Below are 19,192 nucleotides of genomic sequence, written 5' to 3'. Positions count from 1 at the left end.
AAAAAATGGATCAGTCAAACAATGATAAACCCTTATAACCGTATTGTAGAGGATTCAGCCGCACGCAATACGTAAGCTGTCCTTAGATCATGCCAATAGTCGAAATTTCAAGTCGGAACGGGATGCAGGGACGAAAAAAAGCGCCGGTCGAAACCGGCGCTTTGATCTTGCATCACAGCTGGGCTGATTACTCGGCCAGCAGTTGACGCAGCACGAATGGCAGGATACCGCCATGCTTGTAGTAATCGACTTCGATTGGCGTATCGATGCGCAGCAGGACTTTGACTTCCTGGCTGCTGCCGTCGGCGCGGTGGATCACCAGGGTAGCCAGTTGCTGTGGCTTGATTTCGCCTTCGAGGCCTTTCAGGTCGAAGGTTTCCTTGCCGGTGATGCCCAGGGTTTGCACGCTGTCGTCGCCGATGAATTGCAGCGGCAGCACGCCCATGCCCACCAGGTTCGAGCGGTGGATACGCTCGAACGAGCGGGTGATCACGGCTTTCACACCCAGCAGTTGCGTACCTTTTGCCGCCCAGTCGCGCGACGAGCCCGTACCGTACTCTTCGCCGCCGAAGACCATGGTTGGCGTGCCTTCAGCAACATATTTCATCGCTGCGTCGTAGATCGACATCTGTTCGCCGGAAGGCTGGTGAATCGTGATGCCGCCTTCCACCGCCGAACCGTCTGCCTTGGCAGGGATCATGCGGTTTTTGATACGCACGTTGGCGAACGTGCCGCGCATCATGATTTCATGGTTGCCGCGACGCGAGCCGTAGGAGTTGAAGTCCGCTTTCAGGACGCCGTTTTCCTTCAGCCATTTGCCTGCAGGACCGTTTTCCTGGATCGAGCCGGCTGGCGAGATGTGGTCGGTGGTGATGGAATCGCCGAACACGCCCAGTGCGCGCGCGCCTTCGATGCCGGTGGCCACTGCCGCTGGCGTCATCGAGAAGTTGTCGAAGAACGGAGGTTCCGCGATGTAGGTCGATTTCGGCCAGTTGTAGACTTGACCGGACACGGTCGTGACTTTTTCCCACAGCTTGCCTGGCGCGCCCTTGACGTCGGCGTAGTTGTCCTTGAACACCTTGGCGTTCATGGCGAACTTCATCATGGCCGAGACTTCAGCCGAGGTCGGCCAGATGTCGCCCAGGTAGACGTCCTTGCCGCCCTTGCCCTTGCCGACAGGTTCCGTCATCAGGTCGCGCGTCATGTTGCCGGCGATGGCGTAAGCGACGACCAGCGGTGGCGAGGCCAGGAAGTTCGAACGGATGTTCGGGTGAATGCGCGCTTCGAAGTTGCGGTTGCCCGACAGGACGGCCGACGCGACGATGTCGTGCGTGGCAATCGCTGCGTTCAGTTCAGGCGTCAGGTCGCCCGCATTGCCGATACAGGTGGTGCAGCCGTAGGCGGTCACGCCGAAGCCCAGTTTTTCCAGGTATGGCAGCAGGCCGGCGGCGGTCAGGTACTCGGTCACGACGCGCGAGCCGGGAGCCAGCGAGGTCTTGATGTGCGGCGCGACTTTCAGGCCGGCTTCCACGGCTTTCTTGGCCAGCAGGCCGGCAGCCAGCATCACGCTCGGGTTCGAGGTGTTGGTGCACGAGGTGATCGCGGCGATCAGCACGTCGCCGTTCGACACTTTCACGCCGTTCGTCGTTTCGTACACGGCAGCCAGGTCGGCCGGGTTCTTGTTGAAGCCGTTTTCCGTGGTTGGCTTGGCGAACAGCTCGGCGAAGTTGGCCTTGACGTTGCCGATTTCGATACGGTCTTGCGGGCGTTTCGGGCCGGCCAGCGACGGAGCGACCGATGCCAGGTCCAGTTCCACCACGCGGGTGTAGTCGATGTCGCCGGCTTTTGGCACGCCGAACAGGTTTTGCGCCTTGAAGTAGCCTTCGAACGCGGCGATTTCAGCCTTGCTGCGGCCGGTGCCCTTGAAGTAGTCGATGGTGGCTTCGTCGACCGGGAAGAAGCCCATGGTCGCGCCGTATTCCGGTGCCATGTTGGCGATCGTCGCGCGGTCCGTCAGGGTCAAGGATTCGGTACCTTCGCCGAAGAATTCGACGAACTTGCCGACAACTTTCTCTTTGCGCAGCAATTCGGTGATGGTCAGTACCAGGTCGGTGGCGGTGCAGCCTTCGCGCAGCGCGCCCGACAGGTTCACGCCGATGACGTCTGGCGTCAGGAAGTAGACCGGTTGGCCCAGCATGCCGGCTTCCGCCTCGATGCCGCCCACGCCCCAGCCGACCACGCCGATGCCGTTGATCATGGTGGTGTGCGAGTCGGTGCCGACCAGGGTGTCAGGGTAGTACACGTCGCCGGCTTTCTTGCCTGCGTGGTGCACGCCGCGTGCCAGGTATTCCAGGTTGACCTGGTGGACGATGCCGAAGCCTGGTGGCACGACGCCGAAGGTGTCGAATGCCTGCATGCCCCATTTCATGAACTGGTAACGCTCGTTGTTACGCGAGAATTCCAGTTTCATGTTCAGGTCCAGCGCTTTCTTTTCGCGGTAGTGATCGATGGTGACCGAGTGGTCGACCACCAGGTCGACCGGTACCAGCGGTTCGATCTTCTTGGCGTTGATGCCCATCTTGGCGGCCACGTTGCGCATTGCTGCCAGGTCGGCCAGCAGCGGTACGCCGGTGAAGTCTTGCAGCACGACGCGCGCCACTACGAACGGGATCTCGTCGGTGCGCTCGGCGGTCGGGCCCCAGCTCGCCAATTGCTTGACGTGTTCTTCGGTGACTTTTTTGCCGTCGCAGTTGCGCAATACCGATTCGAGCACGATACGAATCGACACTGGCAGGCGGGAGACATTGATGCCCAGGCTTTTTTCCAGCGCAGGCAGGGAGTACAGCTTGCCCTTCTTGCTATCCGAAATATTAAAGTCCTTGAGCGTGTTCAGAGTGTTGCGGGACATGACCTCTCCTTGTTGGGTATCGTCTATTTATTGATTATTCAAATTACAAAACATGACTGAGCCCCCGAAGAGGCCCTTGCTACGCACATCAGCCGCCGGCGGCTGGCAACACGCCCAGCGATGGCGCGGCTTCCACCACTGCCGCCGGCTTGGCTTGCTCCGCATCCTTGCATTCATTGGCCAGCTGGCGGCCCTGCTTGGAATCGAGCAGCATGCCTTTGGCCGGGATGCCGATCCACACGAGGCCGTACAGACGGTTCTCGAAGCGGTTGGCGCCGGTGGTGGTGCCGACGCGACTCAGGCGGTGCAGGCGCTTCTTCCAGCGCAGGGCGATGTGTTTGTCGTCAGTAGCATTGGTGTAAATGGTAATTTTGTTACCAAGTTCGCAATTGAAATCGGTGGAAGCCGAGCCTGCGGTGTTCGGTTCATCGGCTTCTTCCTTGTCGGCGGCCGACATGGCGAGCGGATGGGCTTCCTTGGCGGCAGCTTTTGCCTTGGTGGCCTTGGCCTTTGGCTTGGCCTTGACGGCCTTGGGATTTGCCTCTGCCGTGGCGGCGAAGCTGGCTGGCGCCAGCGTGAGGGTCATGGCGCCCAGCGCGACGCTGCAGGCAATTGCTAATTTGGAGAGGGACATCGTGTAATTCCTGTCAGTTTTCAGTGGTGCTGGAAGAGGGGGTGTTGAGTAATGCGGCGGCCGCCTCGGGCAGGCCGAGGCCCGCCAGTTTGGCGCGTTGCAAAACGGTCCAATAATATCGGTAGCTGGCGCGGTCGTGCAAGCGGCCATTTTGCGCAATCGGTCCCCAGTTGGCGCGCAGCGCTTCGTTGAGGATGTTGCTCGCTTCGTTGACTTCGGACAGGCGCGGCGTAAAGGCCTTGATGATGGGCTTGATCTGGTCCGGGTGGATGCTCCACATGCGCGTGTAGCCGAACTCGGCTGTCGCGCGCTGGGCGTCATTCGCCACCACGGCCGAATCGCGCACGTCCGTCGTCACGTTGTGCGACGCCACCTTGCCGTGCGCATGGCAGGCGGCCGCCACTTCCAGCTTGGCGCGCACCACCAGCGGGTGCGTGAACTGGCCCGGCGTGCGCATGGCGGCGGCGGGAATGGCGCCGTAGTGGGCCGACACGAAATCCATGATGCCGAAGGACAGGCATTCGACCTGGGGCAGGGCGGCGATCGCGTAGGCGTCGCGCAGCGCGCCATGCGTTTCGATCAGGATGTGCACGGGCAGGTTGTCGCGGCCGGCGCGGCGCGCGTGCAGGTTGATCAGGTCGATGGCCAGCATGGCATCCTGCACGCCGGCCACCTTGGGCACGGCGATATAGGCCAGGCGGGACGCGGCGCTGCAGATGATTTCCACGTCGCGCACGAAAAACGGGCTGTCGACGTCGTGCACGCGCACGCCGATGCGGTTGAACTGGTTCTCGTCGCTGGCCAGCAGGCCGGCGATCATCAGCGCGTGGGCTTCTTCGTTGCCGGCGCTGGCGCCGTCTTCGCAGTCGAAGGTGATGTCGAACAGGGGGCCAAGCTCTTGTTGCAAAGCAATCGATTTACGCATCAGCTTTTCAGAGCCGGCGTAGTGGTCGCAAGCGGCGAGCAACAGCGGCTGGCGTTTGCCTTGGAATAAAACCTCGGAAGGGTGCATGCTTAAGGCATTTCTGCAGGTAAAAACTACTTGAGAAAACAGCCGCGCCGCGAATCTCGCGGAGCGGCCTTCTTGGCGGGCGGCGCATTGCCGCGCCGCCAAAACTGGACTTAGGCCAGCAGGTGTTTCACGCCTTCGCGCTCTTCGGTCAGTTCTTTCAGGGTCAGGTTGATGCGCTCTTGCGAGAATGCATCGATTTCCAGACCTTGAACGATGGTGTACTCACCGTTGTCGGTGGTGACCGGGAAGCCGAACACGGTGCCTTCAGGGATGCCATACGAGCCATCCGAAGGAACGCCCATGGTGGTCCACTTGCCGGCGGTGCCCAGCATCCAGTCATGGATGTGGTCGATGGCGGCGTTCGCTGCCGACGCTGCCGACGACAGGCCGCGCGCTTCGATGATGGCCGCGCCGCGCTTGCCGACGGTAGGCAGGAACACGTTGGCGTTCCATTCCTGGTCGTTGATCAGGTCTTTGACAGCCTTGCCGTTCACGGTGGCGAAGCGGTAGTCGGCGTACATCGTAGGCGAGTGGTTGCCCCAGACGGTCAGCTTCTCGATGTCTTTCACGGCGGTGCCGGTCTTGGCAGCGACTTGCGACAGCGCGCGGTTGTGGTCCAGGCGCAGCATGGCGGTGAAGTTTTTCGCTGGCAGCGATGGTGCCGATTTCATGGCGATGTAGGCGTTGGTGTTGGCAGGGTTGCCGACCACCAGCACTTTGACATTGCGCGAAGCGACGGCGTCGAGCGCCTTGCCTTGTACCGTGAAGATCTGGGCGTTCGCTTCCAGCAGGTCCTTGCGTTCCATGCCTGGGCCGCGTGGACGCGCGCCAACCAGTACGGCCACGTCAACATCCTTGAATGCGGTCAGCGGATCGGAGTGGGCGGTCATTTCCGTCAGCAGCGGGAAAGCGCAGTCGTCGATTTCCATCATCACGCCCTTGAGCGCCTTCTGGGCTTTTTCGTCCGGGATTTCAAGCAGTTGCAAGATGACAGGCTGGTCTTTGCCGAGCATGTCGCCATTGGCGATGCGGAACAACAGGGCGTAGCCGATCTGGCCGGCGGCGCCGGTCACTGCAACACGCATTGGGGTTTTAGCCATGATGAATCTCCAAAAATGGGAAAGAAAACGGGCTTGAAGCTGGGCTTACGCTTATCCGGAAAAACTATAATGATACCAAAACCGGCCCGCGCCACCGAAATGCTGGTGTACGCTGCCGTCACGCTTGTGCTGCACGAGGCCAGAGTGGCTGGCCGACAACATAAAACGCTGGCTCACAAGTTTTATCGAGGGCAGTTTAGGCCTCTGATCCCTATCTGTCAATCATATCTTATGTCTTATATAAGACAGATAACTACGTCTGTTTTACTGGACGCGGGCAGTGATTTGTGTTGAAATGTCGGACTATGAATTCCGCCTCGTCCAATCTGACCAACAATGCCACTGCTGCAAGCGGGGCGGTCAGTCCGACCGCGGGCACCCCGGCTACGCCTGCTGCCACTGCGGCCAGCACCCCTGTCGCCAGCATTAATACCACTGCCACTGCCACTGCCGTGTCCGCGCCTGCCGCGACCGCTTCTCCCACCTTCAGCCCCCTGTACCAGCAGATCAAGGCGCTCATCACGCAGAGCCTGCAATCGGGCGAATGGAAGCCGGGCGAACTGATTCCCAGCGAAGTCGAGCTGGCAGGGCGCTTCAAGGTCAGCCAGGGCACGGTGCGCAAGGCCATCGATGAACTGGCCGCCGAGAATCTCGTCATGCGCCGCCAGGGCAAGGGCACTTTCGTTTCCACCCACCATGAGGCGCGCGCGCATTTCCGCTTCCTGCGCCTGGTGCCGGACGAAGGCGTGCCGCATTATCCCGAAAGCAAATTTATCGAAGTCAAGCGCGTGCGCGCGCCGGCCGACGTGGCGCGCCTGATGGACCTGAAGTCCGGCGACGCCGTCATCTTCATCAAGCGCGTGCAGTATTTCGACGGCGTGCCGACCATCGTCGAAGAGCTGTGGCTGCCCGGCCTGATCTTCAAGGGCCTGACGGCCGAGCGCCTGGTGGAATACAAGGGGCCCATGTACGGCCTGTTCGAAACGGAATTCGGCACGCGCATGATACGCGCGTCCGAACAGATCCGCGCCGTGTGCGCCGACGCGGGCGCCGCGCAATTGTTAAATATCGACCTCGGCACGCCCTTGCTCAGTTCCGAGCGCGTGTCGTTTACCTACGGCGACAAGCCGGTCGAACTGCGTCGGGGCTTGTACCTGACCAGTCGCCATCATTATCAGAATGAACTCAGCTGAAGCGGCGGGGCGCCTGCGGGCGTCCGAACAAGCAGCAAGGCTGAAGTGCATCGCTTGCAAGATGCCTGCCGCAAGGCGGGCAACGGAGACAACGGAAAGCGCAGCGACAGCATGGCCCGCCCCGGCGGGCCGTGTTTTGCCGGCGATTCTGTAATTAAATTACGTGAACTACGGAAAGTAGCGCGGTATTTTGTAGTAAAAAACCATTTTGGTTATATGTAACAATAGATATTGGTATGGGTTGCGAAAATCGGCGAAAATCGCGGCTTCAATATTTAGTTGAAATTCAAAGGGGAGGTTTTTGTTATGTCTGAAGCCGTAAGAGAAGTACCAAAAAAAGAACGGCCGCAATTCCGTAACATTCATGTTACCGAATTGTCGAATTACCGCATGGCTGTCGGCGCCATCGTCTCGATCCTGCATCGCATCAGCGGTTTCATCATTTTCGCCTTGCTGCCATGTATCCTGTACATGCTGGAACTGAGCCTGCGTTCCGAAATGTCCTACGCCTACTTCCAGGGCATCGCCTCGCACTGGTTCGTCAAGCTGATCACCCTGGGCCTCGTCTGGGCCTTCCTGCACCACTTCTGCGCCGGTATCCGTCACCTGTTCATGGACGTGCACGTTGCCATCGAAAAAGATTCGGCACGCAAGACCGCGTCGTCCGTGCTGGTCGTGAGCCTGGTGTTGACGGCCCTGGTCGCTTTGAAACTGTTTGGAGTATTTTAAACATGGCAGACAATAATATCGGACCGAAACGCCTCGTCGTCGGTGCCCATTACGGCTTGCGCGATTGGCTGGCGCAACGCGTTACCGCCATCGTCATGGTGGCCTATGTGGCCATCCTGCTTATTTCTTTCCTGACCGGCAGCAACTTCAGCTATGAAGGCTGGGCTGGTCTGTTCGCACAGCAGTGGTTTAAATTGTTCAGCCTGGTGACCTTCGTCGCCCTGTTCTACCACGCATGGGTCGGCGTACGCGACATCTGGATGGACTACGTGAAAAGCGCTGGCCTCCGTCTGACCCTGCAAATTGCCACCATGCTGTGGTTGATCGCTTGTGCCGGCTGGACGGTACAGATACTCTGGAGTGTGTAATCGTGGCAGCATATAAATCTGCAATCCCTACCCGCCGCTTTGATGCGGTTATCGTTGGCGCCGGCGGTTCCGGCATGCGCGCGTCGTTGCAGCTGGCTGAAGCCGGCCTGAACGTCGCTGTTCTGTCGAAAGTTTTCCCGACCCGCTCGCACACCGTTGCGGCGCAGGGCGGTATTGGCGCGTCGCTCGGCAACATGGCCGAAGACAACTGGTTCTGGCACATGTTCGACACCGTCAAGGGTGGCGACTATCTGGGCGACCAGGATGCCATCGAATTCATGTGCCGCGAAGCACCGAAGGTCGTGTACGAACTGGAACACTTCGGCATGCCATTCGACCGCAATCCTGACGGCACCATCTATCAGCGTCCATTCGGCGGCCACACGGCCCACTTCGGCGAAAAGCCGGTACAGCGCGCTTGCGCGGCAGCCGACCGTACCGGTCACGCCCTGTTGCACACGCTGTACCAGCGCAACGTGCGTGCGCGTACGCACTTCTTCGTCGAATGGATGGCACTCGACCTGATCCGTGACGCCGAAGGCGACGTGATCGGTGTGGTCGCGCTGGAAATGGAAACCGGCGAATGCATGATCCTGGAAGCAAAAACGACGGTCATGGCAACGGGCGGCGCAGGCCGCATCTTCGCCGCGTCGACGAATGCGTTCATTAATACCGGCGACGGCATGGGCATGGCGGCACGCGCCGGCCTGCCGCTGCAGGACATGGAATTCTGGCAGTTCCACCCGACCGGCGTGGCCGGCGCGGGCGTATTGATCACCGAAGGCGTGCGCGGCGAAGGCGGCATCCTGATCAATAGCGAAGGCGAACGCTTCATGGAGCGCTATGCGCCGACCCTGAAGGATCTGGCGCCGCGCGACTTCGTCTCGCGTTCGATGGACCAGGAAATCAAGGAAGGCCGCGGCTGCGGTCCGAACAAGGACCACGTGATGCTGGACCTGCGCCATATCGGCGCCGACACCATCGCCAAGCGCCTGCCGTCGATCCTGGAAATCGGCCACAAGTTCGCCAACGTCGACGCCACCAAGGAACCGATTCCTGTCGTGCCAACGATTCACTACCAGATGGGCGGCATCCCGACGAACATCCACGGCCAGGTCGTCACCCCGACCGGTCCGGATAATTCGGCCAAGGTTGTCAACGGCCTGTACGCGATCGGCGAATGCGCCTGCGTTTCCGTGCACGGCGCCAACCGCCTGGGCACGAACTCGCTGCTCGACCTCGTGGTCTTCGGCCGCGCGGCCGGCAACCACATCGTCAACAGCGGCCTGAAAGCCAAGGAAAACAAGCCTTTGCCAGCCGACGCCGCCGATTTCGCCATGGGCCGCTTGCAGCGCCTGGAAAATTCGACCGGCACGGAAACGGTGCAGGGCGTGGCGAACGACATCCGCGCAACGATGCAGAAGTACTGCGGCGTGTTCCGTACCGACGAGATGCTGAACAAGGGCGTCGAAGAAATCATGAAGCTCGACGAGCGCCGCAAGCACGTCTCCTTCAAGGATAAATCGATGGTCTTCAACACGGCCCGCGTGGAAGCGCTGGAGCTGGACAACCTGATCGAAACGGCGAAAGCGACCATCGTTTCGGCGGCAGCGCGCAAGGAATCGCGCGGCGCCCACGCCCAGGACGACCACCCGACCCGCGACGACGACAACTGGATGAAGCACACGCTGTGGTATTCGGAAGGCAACCGACTGGAATACAAGCCAGTCGTGACCAAGCCTTTGACGGTTGATACCTTCAAACCGAAACCACGTACTTTCTAAGGCTATACCATGGCACGCACTCTCAAATTCAAAATCTACCGCTACGATCCTGACCAGGATGCCAAGCCTTACATGCAAGACCTGACGGTCGAGCTGAAAGACACCGACAAGATGCTGCTCGACGCACTGCAGCGCATCAAGTCTGACGTCGATGACTCGCTGGCCCTGCGCCGCTCGTGCCGCGAAGGCGTGTGCGGTTCGGACGCGATGAACATCAACGGCAAGAACGGTCTGGCATGCACGACCAACCTGAACGAACTGTCGGAGCCTATCGTGCTGCGTCCGTTGCCAGGTTTGCCGGTCATCCGCGACCTGATCGTCGACATGACGCAATTTTTCAAGCAATACGATTCGATCAAGCCTTTCCTGATCAACGATTCGATCCCGCCTGAAAAAGAGCGCCTGCAATCGCCGGAACAGCGCGAAGAACTCGATGGCCTGTACGAGTGCATCCTGTGCGCATGCTGCTCCACGTCGTGCCCGTCGTTCTGGTGGAATCCGGACAAATTCGTCGGTCCGGCCGGCCTGCTGCAAGCCTACCGCTTCATCGCCGATTCGCGCGACGAAGCCACCGGTGCGCGTCTGGACAACCTGGAAGACCCGTACCGCCTGTTCCGCTGCCATTCGATCATGAACTGTGTCGACGTCTGCCCGAAAGGGTTGAACCCGAACAAGGCGATTGGCAAGATCAAGGAATTGATGGTCCGCCGCGCGATCTGATCCCCCTGATCGCATCCGCCGGGCGCCGTTTGCGGGAAGAGGGTATCCTCTCTTGCCTGCAGGCGGCGCCTGCAAAGCAGCACCGTGCCGCAAGGCACACGTAAAGTGGTAAACCAAATGACAGAATCAATTTTGTCCTCGCATCAGGCCGACCCGGCCAACCGCGCCCGCCTGCGCTGGCGTTCACGCCGTGGCCTGCTGGAAAACGACATTATCCTGACCCGTTTTCTCGATGCGTATGAAACCGAATTGACCGATGAAGAAGTTGACGCGCTGACGCGTTTGCTGGATTTATCGGACAATGCGTTAATGGATCTGGTACTGGCCCGTAAAGAGCCGGAAGGCGAAGTCGATCTGCCGCATGTGTGCGCACTGCTGCAACGACTGCGCATTGCCTAGACGCCTGGGCGATATATTGCAAACGGTGCGAGTGGCGCGCTGTAGCACTGCCGAGTGCGGTGCGAATTGCAGCCAGAATTTTTGATTTTAATTTCGACTCACTCCCGAGAAGGAAGAGCCCATGAATATCTCTGACACAAAAGCTACCCTGTCGTTCTCCGATGGCAGCCCATCGCTTGAATTTCCAATCTACAAAGGCACGGTTGGCCCGGACGTCATCGACATCCGCAAACTGTACGCCGGTAGCGGCAAGTTCACCTACGACCCAGGCTTTATGTCGACGGCCGCCTGCAACTCGTCGATCACCTACATCGACGGCGACAAGGGCGAGCTGCTGTACCGTGGTTACCCGATCGAACAGTTGGCCGTCAACGCCGACTTCATGGAATCGTGCTACCTGCTGCTGAACGGCGAACTGCCGAACGCGGCGCAGAAAGCCAAGTTCGTCGACACCGTCACCAAGCACACGATGGTGCACGAACAGATGCAATTCTTCTTCCGTGGCTTCCGCCGCGACGCGCATCCGATGTCGGTCCTGGTGGGCACCGTCGGCGCGCTGGCATCGTTCTACCATGACTCGCTGGACATCAACGACCCGCGTCACCGCGAAGTGTCGGCCATCCGCCTGATCGCCAAGATGCCAACCCTGGTCGCCATGACCTACAAGTACTCGGTCGGCCAGCCGTTCGTGTACCCACGCAACGACCTGTCGTACAGCGCCAACTTCATGCACATGATGTTCGCCAACCCGTGCGAAGAGTACAAGGTCAATGACGTGCTGGTGCGCGCACTGGACCGTATCCTGATCCTGCACGCGGACCACGAGCAAAACGCATCGACATCGACCGTCCGTCTGGCCGGTTCGTCGGGTGCCAACCCGTTCGCCTGTATCGCTGCCGGTATCGCCTGCCTGTGGGGCCCTGCCCACGGCGGCGCCAATGAAGCGGCACTCAACATGCTGAAAGAAATCGGCACCGTCGAGAACATCCCTGCCTTCATCGCGCAAGTCAAGGACAAGAACTCCGGCGTCAAGCTGATGGGCTTTGGCCACCGCGTGTACAAGAACTTCGATCCACGCGCCAAGCTGATGCGTGAAACCTGCTACGAAGTGCTGCAAGAACTGGGTCTGCAAGACGACCCGCTGTTCAAGCTGGCGATGGAACTGGAAAAGATTGCACTGAACGACGAATACTTCGTTTCGCGCAAACTGTACCCGAACGTCGACTTCTACTCGGGTATCGTGCAATCGGCGCTGGGCATCCCTGTGTCGCTGTTCACCGGTATCTTCGCCATGGCCCGTACGATCGGCTGGATCGCCCAGTGGAACGAAATGATCGCCGACCCAGAGCAAAAAATCGGCCGTCCGCGCCAGCTGTTCGTCGGTTCGACCACGCGTGAAGTACTGCCACTGGACAAGCGTTAATCCAGAGCGGTATCGAGCAAACAAAAAACGGGCTTCGGCCCGTTTTTTTATGCCGGGCTGTTATGCTCGGGCCCTGGTTCAACAGGAAGCACAACGCGATGAATGAAGAAACCTGCGCCCCCGGTGGCGTGGCCCTCGGCGATACGGCCTTCGGTTATACCTTGTCGCTGATCGGCGGCAAGTACAAAATGCTGATCCTGTATGCGCTGGCGGAAAACACGGTGCTGCGGCATAACGAACTCAAGCGCCATCTCGGTGGCATCGCCTTCAAGACCCTCAGCGTGGTGCTGAAGGAGCTGGAGGCCGATGCGCTGATCGTGCGCAAGGAATATCCGCAAGTGCCGCCCAAGGTGGAATACTCTCTGTCAAGCAAGGGCGCCTCGCTGATCCCCGTGCTGCATACCCTGTGCGAGTGGGGTGAGCGGCACCAGCCAGTTTGATCCGGATACGCATGGCAACGCGCCTTTCTATTGTCGAGTAGCTTACTTTTCGTATGGTATGAGTAATAAATGTGCGTACTTGTATAAAGTACTCGCCATGGATATGCTGTTTCTGCCTCTGGCGGTGCAATGAAGCGCTGCGGGGCAGGGTACCGGCTCGCCTGCTTTTCTGTGAACGCGGGGCCGGTGCATCCGTCCATTTTCAGGAAAACAGCATGTTGAAAACCCTTGTTATCGTCTTCCATCCCTCCATTGACACGTCGGTGGCCAACAAGCGCTGGCTGCAGGAGCTGGCGCAGTATCCCGACCGCTACACCATCCACGACGTGCACCAGGCTTATCCTGATGGAAATATCGACGTGGCGCGCGAGCAGGCGCTGGTGGAGGCGCACGCCAATGTAGTCTTGCAGTTTCCTGTGTACTGGTTCAACTGCCCGCCCTTGCTCAAGCAGTGGCTCGACGAGGTGCTGGCGTATGGCTGGGCTTACGGCACGGGCGGCGATGCTTTCAAGGGGAGAAAAGTGGCGCTGGGCGTCACGGCAGGCATCCGCCAGGAAGACTTCACGCCGCAAGGCAAGTGGCACGTCACCCTGGCGCAGCTGCTGGCGCCGTTCGACGTCACCCTGGCGTATGTGGGTGCTGACAACCGCCGCTTCTTTGCCTTCTATGGCGCGGAAGACGGGCCGAAGGAGCCGGACTATGCCGGGCGGCTGGCACGCAGTGCGCAAGAGTATGAGCGCTTCCTGGCCGCGCTGTAAGGCGGCGGGGCCAGCCTCAGTGCAATGCCGCTCGCCGCTGGCGGCGATGGTGTGCGCTAACTGCGCCGTATCGGAACGGTTCTCAAGGTGCGGAAGAGGCGGGCGCCGCGTGCAGACATATTGTTCTTTCTGTATTGAATGTTCTACCGCCTTTCGACCAGGCGCGGCAAATGGGGTAGATTGCGATATATAGTTGCATGGATCGGATGAATCAAGGGAGTATCACCGCATGGACCGTATCACCGCCGCACAAGTATTCGTCGCCATCGCCGAGCGGGGCAGCATGGTGGCCGCCAGCGAGACGCTCGACATGTCGCGCGCCATGGTGACGCGCTACCTGGCCGAAATGGAGCAGTGGGCTGGGGCGCGCCTGTTGCATCGCACCACGCGCCGTCTGAGCCTGACGGATGCGGGCGAAACCACTCTGGCGCGCTGCCGCCAGATGCTGGAAGTGGCCGGCGCCATGGCCGTCACCTCGCCCGAGGGTCTCGATACGCCGCACGGTTTGCTGCGCATCACCTGCTCGCAATCGCTGGCGCAGACGGCGCTCGCTGGCGCAGTAACCGCTTACCTGCGGCGCTACCCGCGCGCCGCCGTCGACCTGCAGATGGAGAACCGCGCCGTCAACCTGGTGGAGCAGCGCATCGACCTGGCGATCCGCATCACGAACGCGCTCGAGCCGAACCTTATTGCGCGCCAGCTGGCCAGCTGCGCCTCGGTGGTGTGCGCCGCACCATCGTACCTCGCGGCGCACGGCACGCCGCGCCGGGCGCAAGACCTGGCCCTGCACAACTGCCTGACCTATACGTATTTCGGCAAGAGCCTGTGGCAATTTACGCACGACGGGGAAGCGCTCACTGTCCCCGTCAGCGGCCGCCTGTCGGCGAATGAGTCGCTGGTCCTGCTGGTGGCCACGGTGGCGGGGGCGGGCATCGCCATGCAGCCGCGTTTTTCCGCCGCGCCGCTGATCGCCAGCGGGCAGCTGGTGGAGCTGCTGCCCGCGTACCAGCCGCAGGACATGGGCATCTATGGCGTCTACACCTCGCGCCAGCACATGTCGCCCCTGCTGCGCACCATGCTCGACTTCCTGGTGCAGTGGTTTGCCGGCGATCCCGAGTGGCTGGCCGCCATCGCGGCGCCGCCTTCGCCGGGCAGACCAGTTGGCCGCAAGCGGCAGGCCGGCAGGGCCGCCGATGTGCTGTAAGTGCAACAGTGACAGGCTTGCAAGCCCGGGAAAATCAACAACACAGCTTACATTTGCTTGCCAAATAAAATTCAACTTGCCGTTGTTGCGTTACAATACCGCGTGCTATTCTAAATGACGGTATGCAGAATGCTGGTGCAATAAAAAAGCCCTTCCCCACAACTTGATGTGCAATCCGCTAACCGGTCAGGCCGTGTCGCGGAAGGTTAGATTAACCCGCTAATTCCTCGCGAAGCGCGAAGAAAGGTGAGCAATATATGCAGCAATTAACGACCAACTCCTACCTGTTCGGTGGGAATGCTCCGTACGTGGAAGACCTGTACGAGGCATATTTGAACAACCCAGGCTCGGTCCCCGATAACTGGCGTTCCTACTTCGACGCAATGCAGCACGTGCCTGCCGTCGATGGCACCAACAAGCCTGACGTGGCGCATGCCTCCGTCGTCGCCTCGTTCGCCGAGCGCGCAAAAGCAGGTCCGATCCGCACAGTGACCGCTTCCTTCGATGTTGAAATGGGCCGCAAGCGCGTCGCCGCCACGCAGCTGATCGCCGCTTACCGCTACCTCGGTTCCCACTGGGCCAACCTGGATCCGCTGCAACGCCAGGAACGTCCGATGATCCCTGAGCTCGAGCCGAGCTTCTACGGTTTCACCGACGCTGACATGGACACCGTGTTCAACATCAGCAATACCTATTTTGGCCCCGAGACCGCCACCCTGCGCGATCTGCTCAATTATCTGCGCGATACCTACACGCGTTCGATCGGCGCCGAATTCATGTACATCTCCGACCCGGCCGAAAAGCGCTGGCTGCAAGAGAAACTGGAATCGATCCGCTCCACCCCGAATTTCACCCCAGAGAAAAAAATCCACATCCTCGACCGCCTGACCGCGGCTGAAGGCCTGGAACGCTATCTGCACACCCGCTACGTTGGCCAGAAGCGCTTCTCCCTGGAAGGCGGCGAAACCTTCATCGCCTCGATGGATGAAACCATCCAGCGCGCCGGCGAAAAAGGCGTGCAGGAAATCGTCATCGGCATGGCCCACCGCGGCCGCCTGAACGTGCTGGTCAACACCCTGGGCAAGGCGCCGCAGGAACTGTTCGAAGAATTCGAAGGCAAGCATGGCGACGACCTGCCTGCCGGCGACGTGAAATACCATCAAGGCTTCTCGTCGGACATCTCCACCGCAGGCGGCCCGGTCCACCTGTCGCTGGCGTTCAACCCGTCGCACCTGGAAATCGTCAACCCTGTGGTCGAAGGTTCCGTCAAGGCCCGCATGGATCGTCGCGGCGACGCGCAGGGCGCGCAAGTGCTGCCTATCCTGGTGCACGGCGATGCCGCTTTCGCCGGCCAGGGCGTGGTCATGGAAACGCTGAATCTGGCGCAAACCCGCGGCTACCATACCGGCGGCACGGTGCATATCGTGATCAACAACCAGATCGGTTTCACCACCTCGGATCCGCGCGATGCCCGCTCGACCCTGTACTGCTCGGACGTCGTCAAGATGATCGAAGCACCAGTCCTGCACATCAACGCCGATGATCCGGAAGCCGTGGTGCTGGCGACGCAGATCGCGCTCGACTACCGCATGGAATTCAAGAAGGACATCGTCCTCGACATCATCTGCTACCGCAAGCTTGGCCACAACGAGCAAGATACGCCGGCACTGACGCAGCCACTGATGTACAAGAAGATCGGCCAGCATCCAGGCACCCGCAAGCTGTACGCGGACAAGCTGGTAGCGCAAGGCGTGATCCCTGCCGATGGCGGCGACAAGATGGTGGCCGCATTCCGCGACGCCATGGACGCCGGCAAGCATACCGTCGATCCAGTCATCTCGAACTTCAAGAACAAGTACGCCGTCGACTGGCTGCCGTTCCTGAACAAGAAATGGACCGATTCGGCCGACACCGCCGTGCCGATGACGGAACTGAAACGCCTGGCCACCCGCATCACCACCGTGCCGGAAGACTTCAAGGTCCACTCGCTGGTTGAAAAAGTACTGGGCGATCGCGGCACCATGGGCCGTGGCGAAATGAACCTGGACTGGGGCATGGGTGAACACCTGGCCTATGCATCGCTGGTATCGTCCGGCTACGCCATCCGCCTGACGGGCCAGGACGCCGGCCGCGGCACCTTCGTGCACCGCCACGCCGTGCTGCATGACCAGAACCGCGAGCGTTGGGATGCAGGTACCTACATTCCGCTGCAAAACGTATCGGACAACCAGGCGCCGTTCACCGTCATCGACTCGGTGCTGTCCGAAGAAGCCGTACTGGCCTTCGAATACGGCTACTCGACCGCTGAACCGAACACGCTGACGATCTGGGAAGCCCAGTTCGGCGACTTCGCCAACGGCGCGCAAGTGGTGATCGATCAATTCATCAGCTCCGGCGAAGTGAAGTGGGGCCGCGCTTCGGGCCTGGTCATGATGCTGCCGCACGGTTACGAAGGCCAGGGTCCTGAGCACTCGTCCGCGCGTCCTGAGCGTTTCCTGCAGCTGTGCGCAGACAACAACATGCAAGTGGTGCAGCCGACGACGGCTTCGCAGATCTTCCATTTGCTGCGCCGCCAGATGGTGCGCCAGTTCCGCAAGCCGCTGGTCATCCTGACGCCGAAGTCGCTTTTGCGCAACAAGGATGCCGGTTCGCCGCTGACCGACCTGGCCAAGGGCGGTTTCCAGACCGTCATCGGCGAAGTCGACGACAAAATCGACGCCAAGAAAGTCAAGCGCGTGGTCGCCTGCTCGGGCAAGGTCTATTACGACCTGGTCAACGCACGCAAGACCCGTGGCCAGACCGACACGGCCATCGTGCGCCTGGAACAGCTGTATCCGTTCCCGCACAAGTCGTTCGCTGCTGAACTGAAGAAGTTCCCGAACCTGGTCGAAGTCGTCTGGGCACAGGACGAGCCGCAAAACCAGGGCGCCTGGTTCCAGATCCAGCACAACATCTTCGAAGGCCTGGAATCGGGTCAACGTCTGGCCTACGCCGGCCGTCCTGCTTCGGCGTCGCCTGCTGTCGGTTACTATGACAAGCACTACGCCCAGCAAAAAGATCTGCTGGAAACGGCATTCTCGAAGCTGAAGGGTTTTATCCTGACCAAGTAAGTGGCAGGATAAGGGGCGCCATGCACATGCATGGCGCCTGCTTGCATACATCATGACGGAGCGCCGCCCTTGCTACGCAGGGGCGGCGCCGCAATAACAAAATAAACGGAGTTTTACATGGCACAAATCGAAGTCAAAGTTCCCCAGTTGTCGGAATCGGTAGCAGAAGCGACCTTGCTCGCATGGCACAAGAAAGTCGGCGAAGCAGTTGCGCGCGACGAAAACATGATCGATATCGAAACCGACAAAGTCGTGCTGGAACTGCCTGCGCCTGCCGCTGGCGTGATCGTGCAGATCATCAAGGATAACGGCGCCACCGTCGTCGCCGGCGAAGTCATCGCCATCATCGACACCGACGGCTCGGCCAAGGTCAGCCCGATGGAAGTGTCGGCCGTTGCCGCTCCAGCCCTGGCTGCCGCCGCACAAGACGCCGCTACCGCATCCGCACCAGCCGCCGCGACCAAAGGCGATGTCGCCATGCCTGCCGCCGCCAAGATCCTGTCCGAAAAAGGCCTGTCCGCTGGCGACGTCGCCGGTTCGGGCAAAGACGGCCGCGTGACCAAGGGCGACGCCCTGGCCGCTTCCGCCAAGCCAGCTGTCGCGCCGCTGGCGCCAGCCGCTGCCAAGCCGGCGCTGCAACAAGTTGCCACGCCGTCGGCCGCCAACCTGGGCGATCGTCCGGAAGAGCGCGTGCCGATGAGCCGCCTGCGCGCACGTATCGCCGAGCGCCTGCTGCAATCGCAATCGACGAACGCCATCCTGACCACGTTCAATGAAGTGAACATGCAGCCGGTCATCGACCTGCGCAACAAGTACAAGGACAAGTTCGAGAAAGAGCACGGCGTCAAGCTGGGCTTCATGTCGTTCTTCGTCAAGGCAGCCGTCGCCGCCCTGAAAAAGTACCCGATCATCAACGCCTCCGTTGACGGCAACGACATCGTCTACCACGGCTACTTCGACATCGGTATCGCTGTCGGTTCGCCACGCGGCCTGGTCGTGCCTATCATCCGCAACGCGGACCAGCTGTCGATCGCCGACATCGAGAAAAAAATCGGTGAATTCGGCGCGAAAGCCAAGGAAGGCAAGCTGACCCTGGACGACCTGACGGGCGGCACGTTCTCGATCTCGAACGGCGGTACCTTCGGCTCCATGCTGTCGACCCCGATCATCAACCCGCCACAATCGGCCATCCTGGGCGTGCATGCGACCAAGGACCGCGCTGTTGTCGAAAACGGCCAGATCGTGGTACGTCCGATGAACTACCTGGCCATGTCCTACGACCACCGCATCATCGACGGCCGCGAAGCCGTCCTGGGCCTGGTGGCGATGAAAGAAGCGCTGGAAGATCCTGCACGCCTGCTGCTGGACCTGTAAGCACCGTAGTCCCCCGGCGTAGCCGCCGGGGCAATG

Annotated in this window: 16 protein-coding genes; 12 read left to right on the top strand and 4 right to left on the bottom strand. The window is 60.4% G+C overall.

The features are described from left to right. Positions 1-187: 187 nt before the first annotated feature. The 4 genes from acnA to MRBLMS1_RS06380 form a co-directional block, all read right to left on the bottom strand. Positions 188-2,908, bottom strand: coding sequence for an aconitate hydratase AcnA (gene acnA / locus MRBLMS1_RS06395; RefSeq protein ID WP_485878423.1), 2,721 nt, complete (start codon positions 2,906-2,908; stop codon positions 188-190). An 88-nt stretch (positions 2,909-2,996) separates the two neighbouring features. Beyond that, positions 2,997-3,542 (bottom strand): hypothetical protein, encoded by a 546-nt coding sequence (locus tag MRBLMS1_RS06390; protein WP_456150581.1) that lies wholly within the window; start codon positions 3,540-3,542, stop codon positions 2,997-2,999. A gap of 13 nt (positions 3,543-3,555) precedes the next feature. Continuing rightward, complete coding sequence (locus MRBLMS1_RS06385; RefSeq protein WP_139089975.1) at positions 3,556-4,554, bottom strand: HpcH/HpaI aldolase/citrate lyase family protein; 999 nt, start codon at positions 4,552-4,554, stop codon at positions 3,556-3,558. A gap of 110 nt (positions 4,555-4,664) precedes the next feature. Continuing rightward, positions 4,665-5,654: a malate dehydrogenase gene (locus tag MRBLMS1_RS06380; protein ID WP_034752084.1), complete on the bottom strand. Its 990-nt coding sequence runs from the start codon at positions 5,652-5,654 to the stop codon at positions 4,665-4,667. A 305-nt stretch (positions 5,655-5,959) separates the two neighbouring features. Here MRBLMS1_RS06380 and MRBLMS1_RS06375 point away from each other — a divergent pair, with 305 nt between their 5' ends. From MRBLMS1_RS06375 to odhB, 12 genes are all read left to right on the top strand, one after another. Beyond that, positions 5,960-6,847 carry a GntR family transcriptional regulator gene (locus MRBLMS1_RS06375; protein WP_485878420.1) on the top strand — a complete coding sequence of 296 codons (888 nt, stop codon included), beginning with the start codon at positions 5,960-5,962 and terminating at the stop codon, positions 6,845-6,847. 306 nt (positions 6,848-7,153) lie between these two features. Next, positions 7,154-7,576 (top strand): succinate dehydrogenase, cytochrome b556 subunit, encoded by a 423-nt coding sequence (gene sdhC / locus MRBLMS1_RS06370; protein WP_034752080.1) that lies wholly within the window; start codon positions 7,154-7,156, stop codon positions 7,574-7,576. A gap of 2 nt (positions 7,577-7,578) precedes the next feature. Then, positions 7,579-7,944 (top strand): succinate dehydrogenase, hydrophobic membrane anchor protein, encoded by a 366-nt coding sequence (gene sdhD / locus MRBLMS1_RS06365; protein ID WP_034752078.1) that lies wholly within the window; start codon positions 7,579-7,581, stop codon positions 7,942-7,944. Positions 7,945-7,946: 2 nt separating this feature from the next. Further along, the gene (gene sdhA, locus MRBLMS1_RS06360) at positions 7,947-9,728 is read left to right on the top strand and encodes a succinate dehydrogenase flavoprotein subunit (protein WP_046685730.1); all 1,782 of its coding nucleotides are present in this window, start codon (positions 7,947-7,949) and stop codon (positions 9,726-9,728) included. Between the two features lie 9 nt (positions 9,729-9,737). Next, complete coding sequence (locus MRBLMS1_RS06355) at positions 9,738-10,448, top strand: succinate dehydrogenase iron-sulfur subunit (protein ID WP_034789099.1); 711 nt, start codon at positions 9,738-9,740, stop codon at positions 10,446-10,448. Positions 10,449-10,565: 117 nt separating this feature from the next. Then, positions 10,566-10,847, top strand: coding sequence for an FAD assembly factor SdhE (locus MRBLMS1_RS06350; protein WP_436519140.1), 282 nt, complete (start codon positions 10,566-10,568; stop codon positions 10,845-10,847). A gap of 121 nt (positions 10,848-10,968) precedes the next feature. Further along, on the top strand, positions 10,969-12,270 hold the full coding sequence (gltA, locus tag MRBLMS1_RS06345) for a citrate synthase (protein WP_034752071.1): 1,302 nt from the start codon (positions 10,969-10,971) through the stop codon (positions 12,268-12,270). Positions 12,271-12,368: 98 nt separating this feature from the next. Then, positions 12,369-12,710 carry a winged helix-turn-helix transcriptional regulator gene (locus MRBLMS1_RS06340; RefSeq protein ID WP_139089974.1) on the top strand — a complete coding sequence of 114 codons (342 nt, stop codon included), beginning with the start codon at positions 12,369-12,371 and terminating at the stop codon, positions 12,708-12,710. 215 nt (positions 12,711-12,925) lie between these two features. Continuing rightward, positions 12,926-13,468 carry an NAD(P)H-dependent oxidoreductase gene (locus tag MRBLMS1_RS06335; RefSeq protein WP_485878417.1) on the top strand — a complete coding sequence of 181 codons (543 nt, stop codon included), beginning with the start codon at positions 12,926-12,928 and terminating at the stop codon, positions 13,466-13,468. A 229-nt stretch (positions 13,469-13,697) separates the two neighbouring features. Continuing rightward, the gene (locus MRBLMS1_RS06330; RefSeq protein WP_128142392.1) at positions 13,698-14,672 is read left to right on the top strand and encodes a LysR family transcriptional regulator; all 975 of its coding nucleotides are present in this window, start codon (positions 13,698-13,700) and stop codon (positions 14,670-14,672) included. 257 nt (positions 14,673-14,929) lie between these two features. Beyond that, positions 14,930-17,782: a 2-oxoglutarate dehydrogenase E1 component gene (locus MRBLMS1_RS06325; RefSeq protein ID WP_128142393.1), complete on the top strand. Its 2,853-nt coding sequence runs from the start codon at positions 14,930-14,932 to the stop codon at positions 17,780-17,782. A gap of 117 nt (positions 17,783-17,899) precedes the next feature. After that, the gene (gene odhB / locus MRBLMS1_RS06320; RefSeq protein WP_128142394.1) at positions 17,900-19,156 is read left to right on the top strand and encodes a 2-oxoglutarate dehydrogenase complex dihydrolipoyllysine-residue succinyltransferase; all 1,257 of its coding nucleotides are present in this window, start codon (positions 17,900-17,902) and stop codon (positions 19,154-19,156) included. The last annotated feature ends 36 nt before the right edge of the window (positions 19,157-19,192 follow it).

Origin of the sequence: Massilia sp. LMS1-1-1.1 (assembly GCF_040815535.1) — a bacterium.
GTDB classification, from domain to species: Bacteria; Pseudomonadota; Gammaproteobacteria; order Burkholderiales; family Burkholderiaceae_D; genus Janthinobacterium; species Janthinobacterium aestuarii.
Note: the sequence above shows the minus strand (reverse complement) of the source record. Positions and strands in the feature narration are given on the sequence as shown.